Origin of the sequence: Vibrio sonorensis (assembly GCF_001854765.1) — a bacterium.
In the GTDB taxonomy this organism is placed as follows: domain Bacteria; phylum Pseudomonadota; class Gammaproteobacteria; order Enterobacterales; family Vibrionaceae; genus Vibrio; species Vibrio sonorensis.
Genome location: NZ_LJJE01000002.1, coordinates 369,982 through 386,216 on the forward strand (window position 1 = coordinate 369,982; position 16,235 = coordinate 386,216).

Annotated in this window: 12 protein-coding genes and 2 pseudogenes; 10 read left to right on the forward strand and 4 right to left on the reverse strand. The window is 45.0% G+C overall.

Translation table 11 applies throughout. From position 1 onward, the window contains the following. Positions 1–152: 152 nt before the first annotated feature. Positions 153–1,817: a DNA repair protein RecN gene (recN, locus tag BLO31_RS01700; protein ID WP_070962590.1), complete on the reverse strand. Its 1,665-nt coding sequence runs from the start codon at positions 1,815–1,817 to the stop codon at positions 153–155. 113 nt (positions 1,818–1,930) lie between these two features. Then, the gene (gene nadK, locus BLO31_RS01705) at positions 1,931–2,815 is read right to left on the reverse strand and encodes an NAD(+) kinase (RefSeq protein WP_070962591.1); all 885 of its coding nucleotides are present in this window, start codon (positions 2,813–2,815) and stop codon (positions 1,931–1,933) included. Positions 2,816–2,960: 145 nt separating this feature from the next. Here nadK and grpE point away from each other — a divergent pair, with 145 nt between their 5' ends. From grpE to tadA, 10 genes and pseudogenes are all read left to right on the forward strand, one after another. Next, a complete protein-coding gene (grpE, locus tag BLO31_RS01710; RefSeq protein ID WP_070962592.1) occupies positions 2,961–3,566 on the forward strand; it encodes a nucleotide exchange factor GrpE in 606 nt (201 codons plus the stop codon). Between the two features lie 286 nt (positions 3,567–3,852). Then, on the forward strand, positions 3,853–5,124 hold the full coding sequence (locus tag BLO31_RS01715) for a dicarboxylate/amino acid:cation symporter (protein ID WP_070962593.1): 1,272 nt from the start codon (positions 3,853–3,855) through the stop codon (positions 5,122–5,124). A 265-nt stretch (positions 5,125–5,389) separates the two neighbouring features. Next, positions 5,390–7,306, forward strand: coding sequence for a molecular chaperone DnaK (dnaK, locus tag BLO31_RS01720; RefSeq protein ID WP_070962594.1), 1,917 nt, complete (start codon positions 5,390–5,392; stop codon positions 7,304–7,306). Positions 7,307–7,532: 226 nt separating this feature from the next. Beyond that, positions 7,533–8,680 (forward strand): annotated as a pseudogene (gene dnaJ, locus BLO31_RS01725) (molecular chaperone DnaJ). A gap of 211 nt (positions 8,681–8,891) precedes the next feature. Continuing rightward, on the forward strand, positions 8,892–9,383 hold the full coding sequence (locus BLO31_RS01730; RefSeq protein WP_175443154.1) for a pilus assembly FimT family protein: 492 nt from the start codon (positions 8,892–8,894) through the stop codon (positions 9,381–9,383). Then, a complete protein-coding gene (locus BLO31_RS01735) occupies positions 9,370–9,978 on the forward strand; it encodes a hypothetical protein (RefSeq protein ID WP_070962596.1) in 609 nt (202 codons plus the stop codon). Before BLO31_RS01730 ends, BLO31_RS01735 begins: the two co-directional genes overlap by 14 nt. Next, positions 9,975–11,144 carry a hypothetical protein gene (locus tag BLO31_RS01740; protein WP_070962597.1) on the forward strand — a complete coding sequence of 390 codons (1,170 nt, stop codon included), beginning with the start codon at positions 9,975–9,977 and terminating at the stop codon, positions 11,142–11,144. The genes BLO31_RS01735 and BLO31_RS01740 overlap by 4 nt, the downstream gene beginning before the upstream one ends. Next, the gene (locus tag BLO31_RS01745) at positions 11,134–11,532 is read left to right on the forward strand and encodes a type IV pilus modification PilV family protein (RefSeq protein ID WP_070962598.1); all 399 of its coding nucleotides are present in this window, start codon (positions 11,134–11,136) and stop codon (positions 11,530–11,532) included. The genes BLO31_RS01740 and BLO31_RS01745 overlap by 11 nt, the downstream gene beginning before the upstream one ends. 249 nt (positions 11,533–11,781) lie before the next feature. Continuing rightward, positions 11,782–13,341 carry an AbgT family transporter gene (locus tag BLO31_RS01750; protein ID WP_070962599.1) on the forward strand — a complete coding sequence of 520 codons (1,560 nt, stop codon included), beginning with the start codon at positions 11,782–11,784 and terminating at the stop codon, positions 13,339–13,341. A gap of 93 nt (positions 13,342–13,434) precedes the next feature. After that, positions 13,435–13,953 carry a tRNA adenosine(34) deaminase TadA gene (gene tadA, locus BLO31_RS01755; protein ID WP_139158912.1) on the forward strand — a complete coding sequence of 173 codons (519 nt, stop codon included), beginning with the start codon at positions 13,435–13,437 and terminating at the stop codon, positions 13,951–13,953. A gap of 165 nt (positions 13,954–14,118) precedes the next feature. Here tadA and BLO31_RS24780 read toward each other — a convergent pair whose 3' ends face one another. Both BLO31_RS24780 and mltF read right to left on the reverse strand, forming a co-directional pair. Further along, on the reverse strand, positions 14,119–14,250 hold the full coding sequence (locus BLO31_RS24780) for a hypothetical protein (protein ID WP_281182198.1): 132 nt from the start codon (positions 14,248–14,250) through the stop codon (positions 14,119–14,121). A gap of 211 nt (positions 14,251–14,461) precedes the next feature. Continuing rightward, a pseudogene (gene mltF / locus BLO31_RS01760) lies at positions 14,462–16,038 on the reverse strand (membrane-bound lytic murein transglycosylase MltF). Between the last annotated feature and the right edge of the window lie 197 nt (positions 16,039–16,235).

Below are 16,235 nucleotides of genomic sequence, written 5' to 3' on the forward strand. Positions count from 1 at the left end.
ACTTGCAGAGCTTTTGAATTGATTCAGACCATGATTTTTGAGTTTGGTTGCAATCTTTGTTAAAAAAAATGCCATTTGATGACTTTTTGAGCAAGATCGCGGACGTTTTAAACGAACCACGACTTTGCATTGGCAAGCTTGGTATGTGTGTTTTAGGCTGCGATCAAAAGTTCACGAGCATTAGCCATGGTCGATTCGGTAATTTCACTGCCCCCCAGTAAACGAGCGAGTTCACCAACGCGCTGTTCGGTGTCGAGCGTTTTCATTTGTGTTTCTGTCTTACCAGCTTTGGTTTGCTTGGCTACTAATAGCTGTTGGTGTCCACATCCAGCGACTTGAGGCAAGTGAGTCACACAAAGTACTTGGGTAGATTGCCCCAAAGTGCGAAGCATACGACCAACAACGGCGGCAGTTGGGCCGCTGATCCCCACATCAACTTCATCAAAAATCAGGCTTGGGGTATCGACTTTCTGCGCAGTAATTACCTGAATCGCTAGTGAAATTCGCGATAGCTCACCACCGGAGGCCACTTTTGCAATTGGCTGCATCGGTTGACCTGGGTTGGTGGACACAAGGAAGGTTACATTGTCCATGCCAAGCGGGGAAGGTTGCGCTGCTTCGTTATTCACATCAATGCAGAACTTGGCTTTTTCCATACTCAGTTCATGCATGCTGGCGGAGATAAGCTTGTTTAGCTCTTTGGCATAGCGAATACGAGATTTGTGCAACTTATCAGAAGCCGCGACAAAGTTTTGATAGTGTGTTTCTACCTCTTGAGCCATGGCGTCCAGTTTTTCATCTGAGCAATCCAGAGCTTCGATTTGTGCTAGCAAATCTTGATGATGATTGTACAGTTCCTCTGGCATAACATGGTGCTTGCGCGAGATAGACATCACTTTAGAAAAGCGTTCTTCCACGTAAGCCATACGAGCTGGGTCGACTTCGATGTTATCGAGGTAGCCGCGAAGTTCGTTGTTGGTTTCTTCGAGTTGAATCATGGCTTCAGAAACCATGTTGGGAAGATCGCTCAAACTTTTATCCAGTTCGGCCAACTGAATCAGAGAGTTATTGGCGGATTGCAACAGCCCAAGCGCGTTGACTTCTTCACCTTCGTATATGAGAGTGATGGCCTGTTGGCACTCATTGGCAAGTTCACCACTGTTGCTTAGGCGTTTGTGCTCTTGCTCTAAATCTAAAAACTCTTCTTCGCCGATAGAGAGTTCGTTAAGTTCTTTTATTTGATATTCCAACAACTGCTTTTGAGCCAAGTTTTTCTGGCTGTTCTCTTTGAGCTGTTTTAGGTGGTTATCGGCGTTTCGCCAAGTTTGGTAAGTGTTGCGAGTATTTTTTAAGTGATTGTGATGGCCTGCATATTGGTCCAGCATCGCCATTTGGTAGTCACTTTTCATCAATTGGTGATGAGCGTGTTGTCCGTGAATATTGATCAACAGCTGACCAAGAGATTTCAACTGAGATAGGGGCACTGGGCTACCGTTAATAAAGGCACGCGAACGTCCCTCTTTGTTTATCATGCGGCGCAAAATACATTCACTGCCGTCCAGTAGGTCGTTGTCTTCTAACCAGCGGGTGGCGTTAATATTGTTGTCGAGTAGAAAGGCGGCACTCACTTCTGTTTTTTCTTCACCTTGCCTAACCATACTGGCTTCTGCGCGCCCGCCGAGGCACAACCCCAATGCATCGATGGCAATGGATTTACCTGCACCAGTTTCACCGGTGATCGTGGTCATGCCTTGTGAGAGTTCAAGTTGTAAAGATTTTACGATGGCAAAATTATTAACGCTTAAGTGAGCGAGCATATGTACACCTGTCTAAATGAACAATACTGTATAAGAAAACAGTATATACTGTTTCTTTATACAGTAAAGTTGTTCAGGTGTTTTTCTTTTTCAGCGATTGCTGAAAATGTGAGCTAGAACAATTTGCTCGACCAACCTAACTTGTTTCTCAAGACGTGGTAGTAGCTATAATCTTTTGGGTGGATCAGCTTGAGTCCGTTGGGGCTCTTGTATATATGTACTTCGTCGCCGGGAGAGACGGGTAGTGAAATCTGGCCATCACAGCTCACTTCTTGCGTCCCTCGGTTATCTGGAGAGACTAAAAGCTTAATCCGTCTGTTTCCATCAACAACAATGGGGCGGCTGGAAAGAGTGTGTGGGAACATAGGCACAAGGGATATCGCATCCAAACTAGGGGATAGGATCGGGCCACCACCCGAAAGTGAATATGCCGTAGAACCCGTAGGGGTAGAGACGATAAGTCCATCAGAACGCTGTGAAAAAGCGAAGCTTTCATCGATATATACTTCGAACTCAATCATATGAGCGATTTGTCCTGGGTGAAGTACTGCTTCATTGAGCGCGGCGTTGTGGCTTTTAACTTGGCCGTGGCGGTGCACTTCTGCTTCTAATAGGAAGCGTTGTTCTTCGATGTAGTTGCCTTCGAGCACTTCTTTTAGCGCGGTTTGGAAATCTTCTGGGTCTAGATCGGTTAGGAACCCCAAGTTCCCACGGTTGACTCCAATTACAGAGATATCAAAACGAGAAAGAACGCGAGCGGCACCGAGCATATTACCGTCACCACCAACAACAATGGCGAGATCGGCAGATTTGCCTAGCTCAACCAAACTTGCAAAGTGTTTTGGGTCAATATCGTCCAATATTTCTTTTAAACGATCGTCTATAAAAACGGAAAATCCTTCGCCCGTTAACCAATTAAACAGCTCTCGATGGGTCTGTATCGCTTGTTGATCTCGGGGTTTTCCAATGATGGCGATCACTTCAAAAGGTTTTTTCATAGGTTTTCCATGCGAAATAGGCTTGAATCGTCGTTCTGCATCCCCATAATAATGGCAAGTTAGCCAAATGTGCGAGTTTTTATCTATCGAGACGCCACAAACGTGAAGATCTGCGATAGATATTGAGTTGAATTCTGGAGATATCATGAGCAACGAAGAAAACAAAGTGAAAGAAGAAGAACTACAACAGCAAGAAGCAGCGGTTGAACAAGACGTTGAGGCTGTGGGTTCTGAAGCCGATATCGAATGGAACGAAGAAGTTGAGTTAGACGAGCAAGAAGCAAAAATTGCTGAGCTAGAAGCTGCGCTACTTGCAAGCGAAGCGAAAGTTAAAGAACAACAAGATTCCGTTCTACGTGCAAAAGCAGAAGTTGATAATATGCGCCGTCGTACGGAACAAGAGATCGACAAAGCGCGTAAATACGCTCTTAACAAGTTTGCTGAAGAGCTGTTGCCAGTTATCGATAACCTTGAGCGTGCTATCCAAGCTGCGGATACGGAAAACGAGTTGGTGAAGCCAATTGTTGAAGGTGTCGAGCTAACGCATAAAACGTTTGTTGATACGGTTTCTAAGTTTGGCCTTAAAGAAATTAATCCTGAAGGTGAAACATTTAACCCTGAACTTCACCAAGCGATGTCAATCCAAGAGAGCCCAGACCACGAGTCGAATACGGTTATGTTTGTGATGCAGAAAGGCTACGAACTAAACGGACGTGTTATTCGCCCTGCTATGGTGATGGTCGCTAAGTAAATTAGACTTAGAAAGTTTCCTAAATGAAAGAGAGGCGAAAGCCTCTCTTTTTTTGTGCGTGCGATTGAGGTAACTGCAACTTAAAGCATTGATTGATTTTTAGAACCTTTTTTACCTCGCTGTAACAGAAGGGTAAAGTTTCCGATAGGAAATAATTAACACTTTTGTAAACTTAATCTTTATTTTGTAAATCCGATGTGTATTATGTGCGAACTCACCCACAAAAGTGGGTGATATAAATTACAAAAAAGTAAATACGAAAACACAACATCTCGGAGATTTATAGATGAATAAATCGCTCTCAAGTAAGATCTTTACTGGCTTATTCGCTGGTTTGTTGATCGGTACAGCCATTCAGTACCTATTTAGCGGTATTGCGATTTTTGATACATACCTACTCGGTGCAGCTGAAGGGGCTGGTGGTATGTTCGTTTCCCTTATCAAGCTACTTGTCGTGCCATTAGTATACGTGTCTATCGTATGTGGCATTGTTGAGCTGAAAGACATTCGCTCTTTTGGTCGATTAGGCGGTAAAACTTTTTCTCTTTACATTATTAATACCGTTGTTGCGATCATTGCTGCGCTAACTGTCGCTATGCTTGTTCAACCAGGTGCCGGTGCAAACTTAGCGGGTACTATTTCTGATGCGGTAACACTGAAGAGCACAGAAACACCTGATATCTTCTCTATGGTTGTTAACATCGTTCCAAGTAACCCTGTACAGGCGTTTGCTAATGGTGACATGTTGCAAATTATCTTTATGGCTATCCTGACAGGCTTGGCGATTCAAGCACTGGATGAAAAAGGTGGCCCAGCAATTCGCACGTTCAAAGTCGCAAACGACATCATGATGAAGCTTATCGGCTTAGTGATGAGCCTAGCGCCATACGGCGTATTTGCTCTAATGATCCAACTAGGTGCAACACTAGATGCAAACACATTGGCGTCGGTAGCAGGTTATGTTGCTCTAGTAGTAAGCATGCTGGTGTTCTGGATCTTTGTGGTTTACCCATTAGCTGTTCAAGCGTTTACTGGCATTTCGGCGCGTGAGTTCTCTCGTAAGACTCGTGAGCAGGTACTATTCTCGCTTTCAACTGCAAGTTCAAACGCAACCATTCCAGTAACGATGCGCACACTAACAGACAAAGTTGGTGTCTCTAAATCAGTGGCTGGTTTTGGTGTTCCGTTAGGTGCAACCATGAACATGGCTGGTGCTTCAATCTACATCGCAATTGCAGCGGTTTTCTGTGCAAACGCATTTGGACAGCCAATTGAAGTATCTGATCTTGTCACTCTTGGCTTTACGGTACTTCTGCTTTCAATTGGCGCTGGTGGTGTTCCTGGTGGTGGTGTTGTTATGGTTGGTGTTATCCTGCACCAATTGGGTCTTCCACCAGAAGGTTTGGCTATTGTCGCTGCCGTAGACCGCATTAATGATATGTTCTGTACTTCTTCTAACGTTGTTGGTGACACCGCAGTGAACACAATCGTAGCGAAGTCAGAAAACGAAATTGGCAAGCAAGAAGTAGAAGCAGCACCTGTTTCGGCAAATGCTTAAGCTTAATTTTATCTATTCCATGACGGGGCATTAGCCCCGTTTTTTTATAGTAAAACGCGCAACTGGCTGTTTTTTAGCTGTTGGGACAGAAAAAATAGAATTTTTTTATGAATTCCCCTTGAAAAGCCATTTGCAGCCCTTATTTAAAGGGCATAACAGAAGCAAACAAACCGGTTTTGTTTGTGAGCGAGGGTTGAATCCCTATTCTCCATCCCCACATAGGGATATAGCAAAACGAAAATAGAATTTATTCGGAGATAGCCAGATGGGTAAAATCATTGGTATTGACTTAGGTACTACTAACTCTTGTGTTGCTGTTCTAGACGGCGACAAACCACGTGTAATCGAAAATGCTGAGGGTGAGCGTACTACTGCTTCCGTAATTGCATACACAGATGGTGAGACTCTTGTTGGTCAGCCTGCAAAACGTCAAGCAGTTACGAACCCAGAAAACACGCTATTTGCAATTAAGCGTCTTATCGGTCGTCGCTTTGAAGATGAAGAAGTTCAGCGCGACATCGAAATCATGCCTTTCAAAATTGTTAAGGCAGACAACGGCGATGCATGGGTAGAAGCGAAAGGCCAAAAAATGGCTGCTCCTCAGGTTTCTGCTGAAGTACTTAAGAAAATGAAGAAAACTGCTGAGGACTTCCTTGGTGAGGAAGTAACTGGCGCAGTTATCACTGTACCTGCTTACTTTAACGATGCTCAGCGTCAAGCAACAAAAGATGCTGGCCGTATCGCAGGTCTAGAAGTTAAGCGTATCATCAACGAACCAACAGCAGCAGCTCTAGCTTACGGCCTAGACAAGTCTGGCGGCGACCGCACTATCGCGGTATACGACCTTGGTGGTGGTACATTCGATATCTCTATTATCGAAATTGATGAAGTTGAAGGCGAGAAAACGTTCGAAGTACTAGCAACAAACGGTGACACTCACCTTGGTGGTGAAGACTTCGATAACCGTCTAATCAACTACTTAGTAGAAGAGTTTAAGAAAGAGCAAGGCATCGACCTTAAAGCTGATCCTCTAGCGATGCAGCGTGTTAAGGAAGCGGCTGAAAAAGCGAAAATCGAACTTTCTTCTACGCAGCAAACAGACGTTAACCTACCGTACGTAACGGCAGATGCGACTGGTCCTAAGCACATGAACGTTAAAGTGACTCGTGCGAAACTAGAATCTCTAGTTGAAGACCTAGTACAACGCTCTCTTGAGCCTCTAAAAGTGGCTCTAGCGGATTCAGACCTATCGGTTAACGACATCACTGACGTAATCCTAGTTGGTGGTCAGACTCGTATGCCTATGGTTCAGGAAAAAGTTGCTGAGTTCTTCGGTAAAGAAGCTCGCCGTGATGTAAACCCTGACGAAGCTGTAGCTATGGGTGCTGCGGTTCAAGGTGGTGTACTTGCTGGTGACGTTAAAGACGTACTTCTACTAGACGTAACTCCTCTGTCTCTAGGTATTGAGACAATGGGCGGCGTTATGACTAAACTAGTTGAGAAGAACACAACGATCCCAACAAAAGCGAACCAAGTTTTCTCTACAGCAGAAGACAACCAGAACGCGGTAACTATCCATGTTCTTCAAGGTGAGCGTAAGCAGGCGATGTACAACAAGTCTCTAGGTCAGTTCAACCTAGAAGGTATTCAGCCAGCTCCACGTGGTATGCCTCAGATTGAAGTTACTTTCGACCTAGATGCGGATGGTATCCTGCACGTTTCTGCTAAAGATAAGCAGACTGGTAAAGAGCAGAAGATCACTATCCAAGCGTCTGGCGGTCTAAGCGACGACGAAATCGAGAAAATGGTACAAGAAGCAGAAGCGAACAAAGAAGCGGACAAGAAGTTCGAAGAGCTAGCGACTGCACGTAACCAAGCTGACCAAATGATTCACGGTACTCGTAAGCAGGTAGAAGAAGCGGGTGACGCGCTACCAGCAGAAGAGAAAGAGAAGATTGAAGCAGCGATTAAAGAGCTAGAAGAAGTTAAGAACGGCGACGATAAAGAAGCTATCGACGAGAAAGTTCAAGCTCTTATGGCTGCGGCTCAGAAACTGATGGAAATCGCTCAACAGCAAGCTCAAGCGCAGCAAGCTGAAGGCGCTGACGCACAGCAACAACAGTCTCAAGAAGAAGATGTTGTTGACGCTGAGTTCGAAGAAGTCAAAGACGAGAAGAAGTAATTCTGTCTGAGTAAAGTGGTTGCTTTTCCCTATAGGTCAACCACTTTGCAAAGCAAAGTCTTACCGTGCGGGCGTTTGAGGTAACTCTTACGCCCGTCTGCTTGTAGAAAAGCGAAGTCATTCTAGTTAAATCCTTTTGCGAAAAGCGTTTAACTAGAACGATACAAAACACCAAGCGGCAGTATTACACCTGACCGTTTGCAGTAACAAATTGGTGGCGAAATAAATGTCAAAACGTGATTTTTACGAAATACTAGGCGTAAGCGTGACGCATCAGAGCGTGATGTTAAAAAGGCGTACAAGCGTCTTGCAATGAAATACCACCCAGACCGAAATCAGGGTGATGAAAAGGCGGCTGAGCAGTTTAAAGAAGTAAAAGAAGCGTACGAAATCCTAACCGATCCTCAAAAGAAAGCGGCATATGATCAATATGGCCACGCAGCTTTTGAGCAAGGTGGCGGCGGCTTCGGCGGTGGCGGTTTTGGTGGTGGCCAAGCTGACTTCGGCGATATCTTTGGCGATGTGTTTGGTGACATCTTTGGCGGTGGTCGTCGCGGTGGCGGTCAATCGAGAGCGCAACGCGGTGCCGATCTTCGTTACAACATGGAACTGACTTTAGAAGAAGCGGTTCGCGGTGTTTCTAAAGAGATTGAAGTTCCGACACTGGTTCACTGTGATGAGTGTGACGGTTCCGGTGCTAAAAAAGGGACCAAGCCAGAAACTTGTAGTACCTGTCACGGTCACGGACAAGTTCAGATGCGTCAAGGTTTCTTTGCCGTTCAACAAACATGTCCTACGTGTAATGGCTCGGGCAAGATTATCAAAGATCCGTGTAACTCTTGTCACGGTCAAGGTCGCAAGCAGAAGACCAAAACACTTAACGTTAAAATCCCAGCGGGTGTTGATACGGGCGATCGCATTCGTCTTTCTGGTGAAGGTGAAGCGGGAGATATGGGAGCGCCAGCCGGTGACCTATATGTTCAGGTTCACGTAAAAGAGCACCACATTTTTGAGCGCGACGGCAACAACCTTTACTGCGAAGTGCCAGTGAGTTTTGCAATGGCTGCACTAGGTGGTGAAGTGGAAGTTCCTACTCTTGATGGCCGTGTGAATCTCAAGGTGCCAGAAGAGACTCAAACAGGTCGTATGTTCCGCATGCGCGGTAAAGGTGTGCGCGGTGTTCGCGGTGGCGGAATCGGTGACCTAATTGTTAAGCTTGTTGTGGAAACTCCAGTGAAACTTAGCTCTCGTCAGAAAGAATTACTCCGTGAGTTTGAAGAGTCTTGTGGCGGTGATGCAGCGACAAAGCACAAGCCAAAATCTGAAGGTTTTTTTAACGGCGTTAAGAAGTTCTTCGACGATTTGACGAGTTAATCCGTTCTACTTTAAGAAGGTCAGCAATAGTGCTGGCCTTTTTTGTGCCCATTATTCTTACCTTCGACTTAACTTAGATCGACTTCATACCACATCATGCTCTGTTGCTTTGCCTAAAAAGAGGATTTGATTGAGCGTCTCAGCGCCTGAATTTGCCAAAGAAATGCATACTTAATGATTGATATGCTTTGGTTTCTTGTGAAGGGAGCCGATGATGAGAAATGCAGAACGCGGGCTAAATAGTATTGAAATCATTGCAGTTACGCTTGTGGCTGCGATAACTATGTTGCTGGTTGTGCCAAGCCACAATATTCAAGTTGAACGCCAACAAATCAAAGCGCTAACCACATCGCTGTATGGTTTTGTGAAATCGTCGCAAAGTCTATCCGTTGCAACTGGAAAAGATCTGGTTATAACTCAACAGAATCAGCCACCTCACTCTCTGCTGTTAAAAGTGGTACAAGATGGAGAGTTAATCTCTCGCTTCTCTCTAACCGACTTTCCTTATGCTTCCACAAGTTTTAATTACGCCAATAATGCACTTTACCTTTACGGCCGCTCAGGAAAACTGACCAATGGCCACATTGCCATCTCTGCTATCGATGACACTGAAAGCGCAATTAAGATCGTTACTTCATATGGGGCTGGTCGAATCATTGTTTGCACTTTGAATCACGCGGAATACGGCCATGTTAAGTGTTAGACGAGCGGCTGTGAAAGGAATGAGCATCTTAGAGCTATTGATAGCGCAAAGCATATCGCTGGTGGGGATGAGTAGTATGTTGTCTCTGTTTTACTTTATGCAAACATTCGCTTCTGAGAGCGCCAGTAAGAGGCTTCTTGTTAGTGAGTTAAGCAGTTTGACCCAATTGATGGAAAACACTCTGAACTATAGCGGATACAACGGTTCTAGGTATTATGCGGTTCCCTTTTCACAACACGCGAACTTGATTGGAGCCGTTAATGACGGAGTGACTGGTGTGGGAAGCATAGCTTGGGTTGAACAGGGAAGTTATTACCAGCATACGTTTTACGTCAACAACGGGCGTGGTCAGCTTAAAATTTGCGAAAAAAGATCTACAGCACCGCTTACGGTTGAGCAAGCAACTACGTCGGGCTATTTGGGTGTCTGTTTTAATCTCTTTAATTCAAAACAGATATACGTTGACTCTCTCGATGTCACTGAATTTACCACTGATGGTGGGGGAATTTGGATAGTTAGTATTTCTGCATACTTGACTAAGTTACCCGACCATAAACACCAAAGCGCATTTTTGCTTTTGGAGAGCAACCAATGAAGCGCATAGCAGGGGTATCGCTACTTTGGATGTTGTTGGGGTTAAGCTCACTTGCCCTGTTTATTTTACTCAGCCAACATCAATCTATGGCGTTCTTTTCTCAAACCCAAAATCACTGGCGTACTCTTAAACAAGATTATTGGCAAAGGTACTCTCTTTTAGAGTGCTTAGCAGAAGAAGCGGCGCGGTTATGGTTATCGAAAGAAAAGTGGCAGACGAGCCTTTTTCAACAGGCTTGCCAAAAAGACGATTTTGAAATTACCAGTGAAGTAAATGACGATGAAAGTGTGGTTGAATTTGGCGTTAAGTCTGTTGGAAAAGTATTAAAACGACGCTTTTCAGTGTGGCCTATAACAGGTGTTGGCGTCATCGTGAGTAATGCCGATCTAAGATTATCAGGCAACATTTCACTCGTAGCTGATGCCTATCGTCAGCGGGTAGAACAAACTAACTCAACTTGTGTCGCCATTCGTTACAGTGGAACATTGCACTACTCTTCGGATCGATCTTCAGACCGTTTAAAGGTGGCAAGGCCAAACTCTGCTGGGCCTTATCCTGAATATGTAGCCAAAGATTGCTATCAAACAAGCGATACAACTACTAATAATTTCGCCGAAGATGTTGTTGAGGATAGTGAACTCGACGCTTTTTATTATGCGTTTGGGGTTCGTAAAACTGACGCCGATTTTACTCTGCTTCGTCGGGATTTTTATCCTCTTATCTTGGCAAAGGGCGAAGATTGTCAATCAGCACTTTCGACTATTCAGGCATCGAAAGTTTGGATACAAGGTTCTTGCCATATCGATAGTGATTTGACCTTGCCTGATTTGAATACCTTGGTTATTGAAGGTGGCGTGATGGCGATTACCGCTCCTTTTACTATGGGCGGGCAGTTTATCCATCTAACTAAAGACTTGCTTAGTCATCAAATATTAGAAGGGTGGCAGTCGTTATCCATGCGTGCGACGCCACAACAAGTCGTTTCCTTGAATACTGTCTTTTATTCGTCGGCAAGGTTTACCGCTAATAGCGGTTATTACTGGGATGGAAAGGGGCATCAAGTTCAAGCATCTGAACTTTATATGACGGAATTCTATGTTGAGAAGGGACTGAATCGTCGTCCGTTACTGATGAGCTGGGTAGCGGGAAGTCTATATGAGGAGTAAAGGTTTTAGTCTGTTGGAAGTGGCGCTATCTATTGCTGTTCTTGGGGTGGCATTGCAAAGTCATTTCGCTTTTTCTTTGTGGCTAGCGCAGCAAGAGCGAAAAGTGGAGCACGAAAGAATCGCCCTGTTACTTGCTGATAATCAGATCAAGTTGATGTTATCTGGAGGCGAGGGCAGTGTGCTCCACCATACTCAATTTGAAAACCTATCACTTTGCTGTTTGATGACAGTGAAGTGGCAACGAGCAGAGCAGTCTTCGTCAATCCCAAACCTCATTCGTTTATCTTTGTCAGTGGAGGCATCCAGTGACCAAATACATTTGCCTATTGCTCTAGAAGTAAGCACTGTAGATTGGGCCAGTATGAGTTCGGTTGCCTTTCGATACTAAAGGTTTATCTAAATTAATTAACCCTAATAATGTATTTCAGATTCGTTTCGGAATTGTATACGTAATGGGGATGTAACTGTTTGTAAGTTGTTGCACGATGATTGCGTTTTTGCAAAACATGTATCCACCTAATAAAAAAATACTAGATTCTTGTGCTTTTGTTTTGTGGTTTTTATAGAATAGATGGCTAAATTGGCGACATAATTATTACACTCAGGTCTTGGCAACAACATCAATTATGGAGTTACCATGAGTAACCAAGCTATAAATAATGCTCCGTCCTCGAAGCCGAGCGGGATGGATCGTTTTCTAAACTTTATTGAACGCGCAGGTAATAAAATTCCCGATCCTGCCATTCTATTCTTTTGGGCCCTAGTGATTGTTTGGGTTTGTTCTGCTCTCTTATCGAACGTCTCATTTGATCTAATTAACCCACGTACTGGCGAAGCGCTCGCCATCAATAACCTGCTAACTGGCGAAGCACTTGCGAGCTTTTTAGCGAACATGGTAACGACATTCACTGGCTTTGCTCCTCTAGGTATTGTTCTAGTTGCGATGCTAGGTGTCGGTGTTGCCGATTCTTCGGGCTTTATCACTACTGGCCTTAAGAAGATGCTTAACTTCACCCCTGCTAAGCTTTTAACACCAATGCTAATTTTGGTCGCTATCGTATCGCACACTGCTGCTGATGCGGGCTACGTGTTGGTTATTCCTTTGGGTGGTATCATCTTCCATGCAGCTGGCCGTCACCCTCTAGCGGGTATTGCAGCGGCGTTTGCGGGTGTATCTGGCGGTTTCTCTGCGAACTTTATTCCTTCGGGCATTGACCCACTATTGGCGGGTTTCACTCAAACCGCTGCGCAAGTATTAGATCCAGAGTACGTGGTTAACCCACTGGCAAACATCATCTTTACGGGTCTATCTTCTGTTATCATCGTTGCTATCGGTTGGTGGGTGACTGAGAGAATTATCGAGCCTCGTCTAGCAAATACGCCGATTGATGACGATGCGGAAGAAGCTCCTGATCTAGGCACATTTACAGACCTAGAATCTAAAGCTTTCCGCTATGCCGGTTGGGCGATGGTTGCGGGTATTGCACTTCTGATTGCCGCCATTCTTCCTGAGAACTCAGCACTGCGTTCTCCAGATGGTGAGATTACAGCTTTCTCAGCACCTCTGATGAAGTCAATTGTGCCACTGATCTTCATTCTGTTTATCATTCCTGGTTACGTTTACGGTAAAGTATCTGGAACCTTTAAAACTAGCAATGACGTGATCAAAGCGATGTCTGACACAATGGCGACGATGGGGGCTTACGTGGTTATGTCCTTCTTCTGCGCTCAGTTCCTATCTGCATTTGCTCAGTCAAACATAGGTACTATGCTTGCGCTGTACGGTGCCGAAGGCCTTAAAGCGATGAACCTACCAGGTCAAGCGACCATCATAGGTATGATTCTTCTTACCGCTGCAGTTAACCTTTTAATTGGTTCTGCATCAGCGAAATGGGCTCTGATTGGTCCTATCCTTGTTCCGATGCTTATGGCTGTTGGCATTTCACCTGAACTTTCTCAGGCGGCGTACCGCGTTGGTGATTCTGTATCTAACATCATTTCACCACTTATGGTGTTCTTCCCACTTGTTGTGGTTTACTGTCAGCGTTACGTGAAGTCTACGGGTATCGGTACTCTAGCTTCGCTAATGATGCCATTCTCTATTGCTATGCTCATCGGTTGGTCAATCTTCCTACTGGCATACTGGGCACTGGGAATCCCACTGGGTATTCAAGCACCGTACACTTACACTATGTAAGGTAGAGCACAAGTGCCAAAAAGCCCGCGAGTTGTTTCGCGGGCTTTTTTGTTTTCGGTTAGAATAGCCGATGATTATGACTATTAACGGAGTATCCCCTTGTCTTCTTTCTCTCCTCAAGACGAAAAATTTATGCGCCGCGCTATGGAGTTGGCTCATCAAGCTGAACTGGAAGGTGAGGTTCCCGTTGGGGCTGTCTTAGTTAAGGATGGTGAAATAGTCGCGGAAGGGTGGAATCGCTCGATCGTTGATTGTGACGCCACTGCACACGCCGAGATCCAGACGTTGCGAAAAGCTGGTAAAGCATTGGGTAACTATCGACTTTTAGATACCACTTTGTACGTCACACTAGAACCTTGTCCTATGTGCGCAGGTGCTCTACTGCACAGTCGCGTTAAAAGAGTGGTATATGGTGCACCGGACCTTAAAGCGGGGGCTGCTGGTACTGTTCTGGATCTGTTTGAAAGCCAAGCGGCGTATCACTATGCCACCATTGAAAAAGGGCTTTTGGAAGACGAATGTCGTCAGCAACTGCAAGCGTTTTTTAAACGTCGCAGAGACGAAAAGAAAGCGGAAAAGCAAAAAAAACAGGCGGAGCAAGAAGGTAAGTAGTTTCTGCGCCCCAGTAAATATTACGTGGGAGTATGTGAGCACAGAACACTGGATCGCTAATGTTGTTGGTACAGGGTAAGAAAGGGATGGCTTGTAAAGTGTATCGCTTTGAAGCGTAAGAAGTCTCTTAGCAAACATCCGCTAATGCAGATGTTTGCTTGTTTTTTACGCCGCAACTAACTGCATAAACGCGCGGTGACGAGCGATAACTTTCTTCTTGTTATTCACTAGTCTGCGTTTACGGCGATTCGCCGATACAGTTTTCGACAGGCGTCTAGATTGCATACGTCTTCGCATTGCACAACCTCATTTCACTACTGACGAAAAAGCAACTGTCCAAAACGGACAAATCTACTTGTTTGAAAAGCAGCTGAGAGACTACTGAAATATTTGAAGTTAGTAAAGTGATCTCAGCTACAGATATATGTAAGGATTTGGAAACAAAAAATCAAGAGCGAGAAGTTTGTTCACTTTCTCGATCTTATATTGCTGAGGTTACAATGAGAACTTATTCCGCAGAGCTCTCTTCTTGAGCTGAAGTTGCGTCGGTGTTTTTATCACCGCTCGTCGGTTGCTCGCTTGCTTGTGCACCACTACTGGTGACCTCTGCGCCTGATACTGGCTGTTGAGGGAACTGGATAACCAACAAGTCATCAATATCCACATCACCGTTGTCGGGGGATTGCTGCTCTATGTGCCCTATGATGCTTTGATAATAGCGGCGAATGTTTTCTACGTAGTTTCTCGCTTCATCTCCGCGCGCGTAGCCATATCGAGTTTGGCTGTAGTATTTCTTTTGACGTAGCAGGGGAAGGCGATCTTTTACATCAGACCACAAATCTGGGTTGCCGCCTTGTCTTTTAGTTAAGCGGCGAGCGTCCATCACGTGACCAAAACCGACGTTGTATGAAGCGAGAGCAAACCACATCTTCTCGTGTGGGTTAATACTGTCAGGGATCCGTGCGACCATTTTTCTCAGATAAGCCACACCACCGCGAACCGATTGCTCTGGGTCGAGTCGATTACTCACTCCAACACTTTTGGCTGTAGGTAAGGTTAGCATCATCATGCCTCTCACACCCGTTGGTGATTTGGCATTTGGGTTCCAATGAGACTCTTGATAAGCCAACGCAGCAATAAGGCGCCAATCAAACTCTTCTGAGTACTCTTTAAATAGCGGTGACCATTTTGGTAGTTTGCTATCTAGAGCGCGAATAAAGGCGCGTGTATCTACATAATCAAACGAACCGATATGACCAATATATTTTTCTTCCAATAGCGCCAAACTTCCCGTCTGATTCATATTGCCGAAAAACTCGATAAGAAGAGCGTAGAGACTTTCGTCTTCCGAGCTTTTTAGAAACCAAGATACCGGCTGATCTTCTGTTAATTCAAAGGCAAGCGCCAAATCTGGATAAATGCGTTGTGAGAGCGACACTTCAACGGAGTCGGCAACCGTATACCTCAGATTGCCTTCGGAAACTTGTTTGAGTAAATCGTTAACATCGGCGTTGTAGTCGATGGTGTAATTAAACTCAGGGTTTTCTTGCTTGATACTATTAAGCGTCTTTGAGAAGTGTGAATCCCCAATAATGGAGATAATGGGTTCACCGTCGTTTTCTTCAATCAGTTTCTCTTGACGCTTTAGTAGCTGATCTAGGTTACGGGGTCGCCACTGTCCTTTTTTGTACACGAGCTGTTGGCTCACATAGTAGTATGCAGGTCCCGGACGAAAGCGGTTGAGACGTTCCGTCGATTGAGTTAGCCCAGCAGCAATAATATCAATTTCGCCGTTTTCTAGAGCCGGATACAGGCTAGAGATTCGGTAGGCGGGTTTCATTTCTAGCTGAACACCCAGTTCTTCGGCAAAATCGCGAGCGATCTCATAATCCAAGCCCGCAGGCCGTCGGGGCCAATATAATAGGAAAGCTGGTTGTTCACCGTACCGACGCGAAGTGTACCGCGTTCGCGAATTTGCTCTAGAGCGCTTTTGGGCTCCGATTCAATCTGACAGCCTGTTAGAACCAAAGTGAGTACTAACAATCCGATGTTGCTAACGATACGATTTGTATTAATGAGTCTCATTTAAAACTATCTCAATCATCCAATAGCTCATTTATATCAAACGGCTAGCCTCAATCATAGGGCGGGAATTGATACCTGAGCAGTAGAGGGATTTTTGCTGTATTTCAAATTTGACGAAAAAAATAAGGCAAACGTTTGCTTTTGGTGTTACATCACAAAAACAATTGCTTTATAATGCGCCCGCATAATAGAGATGA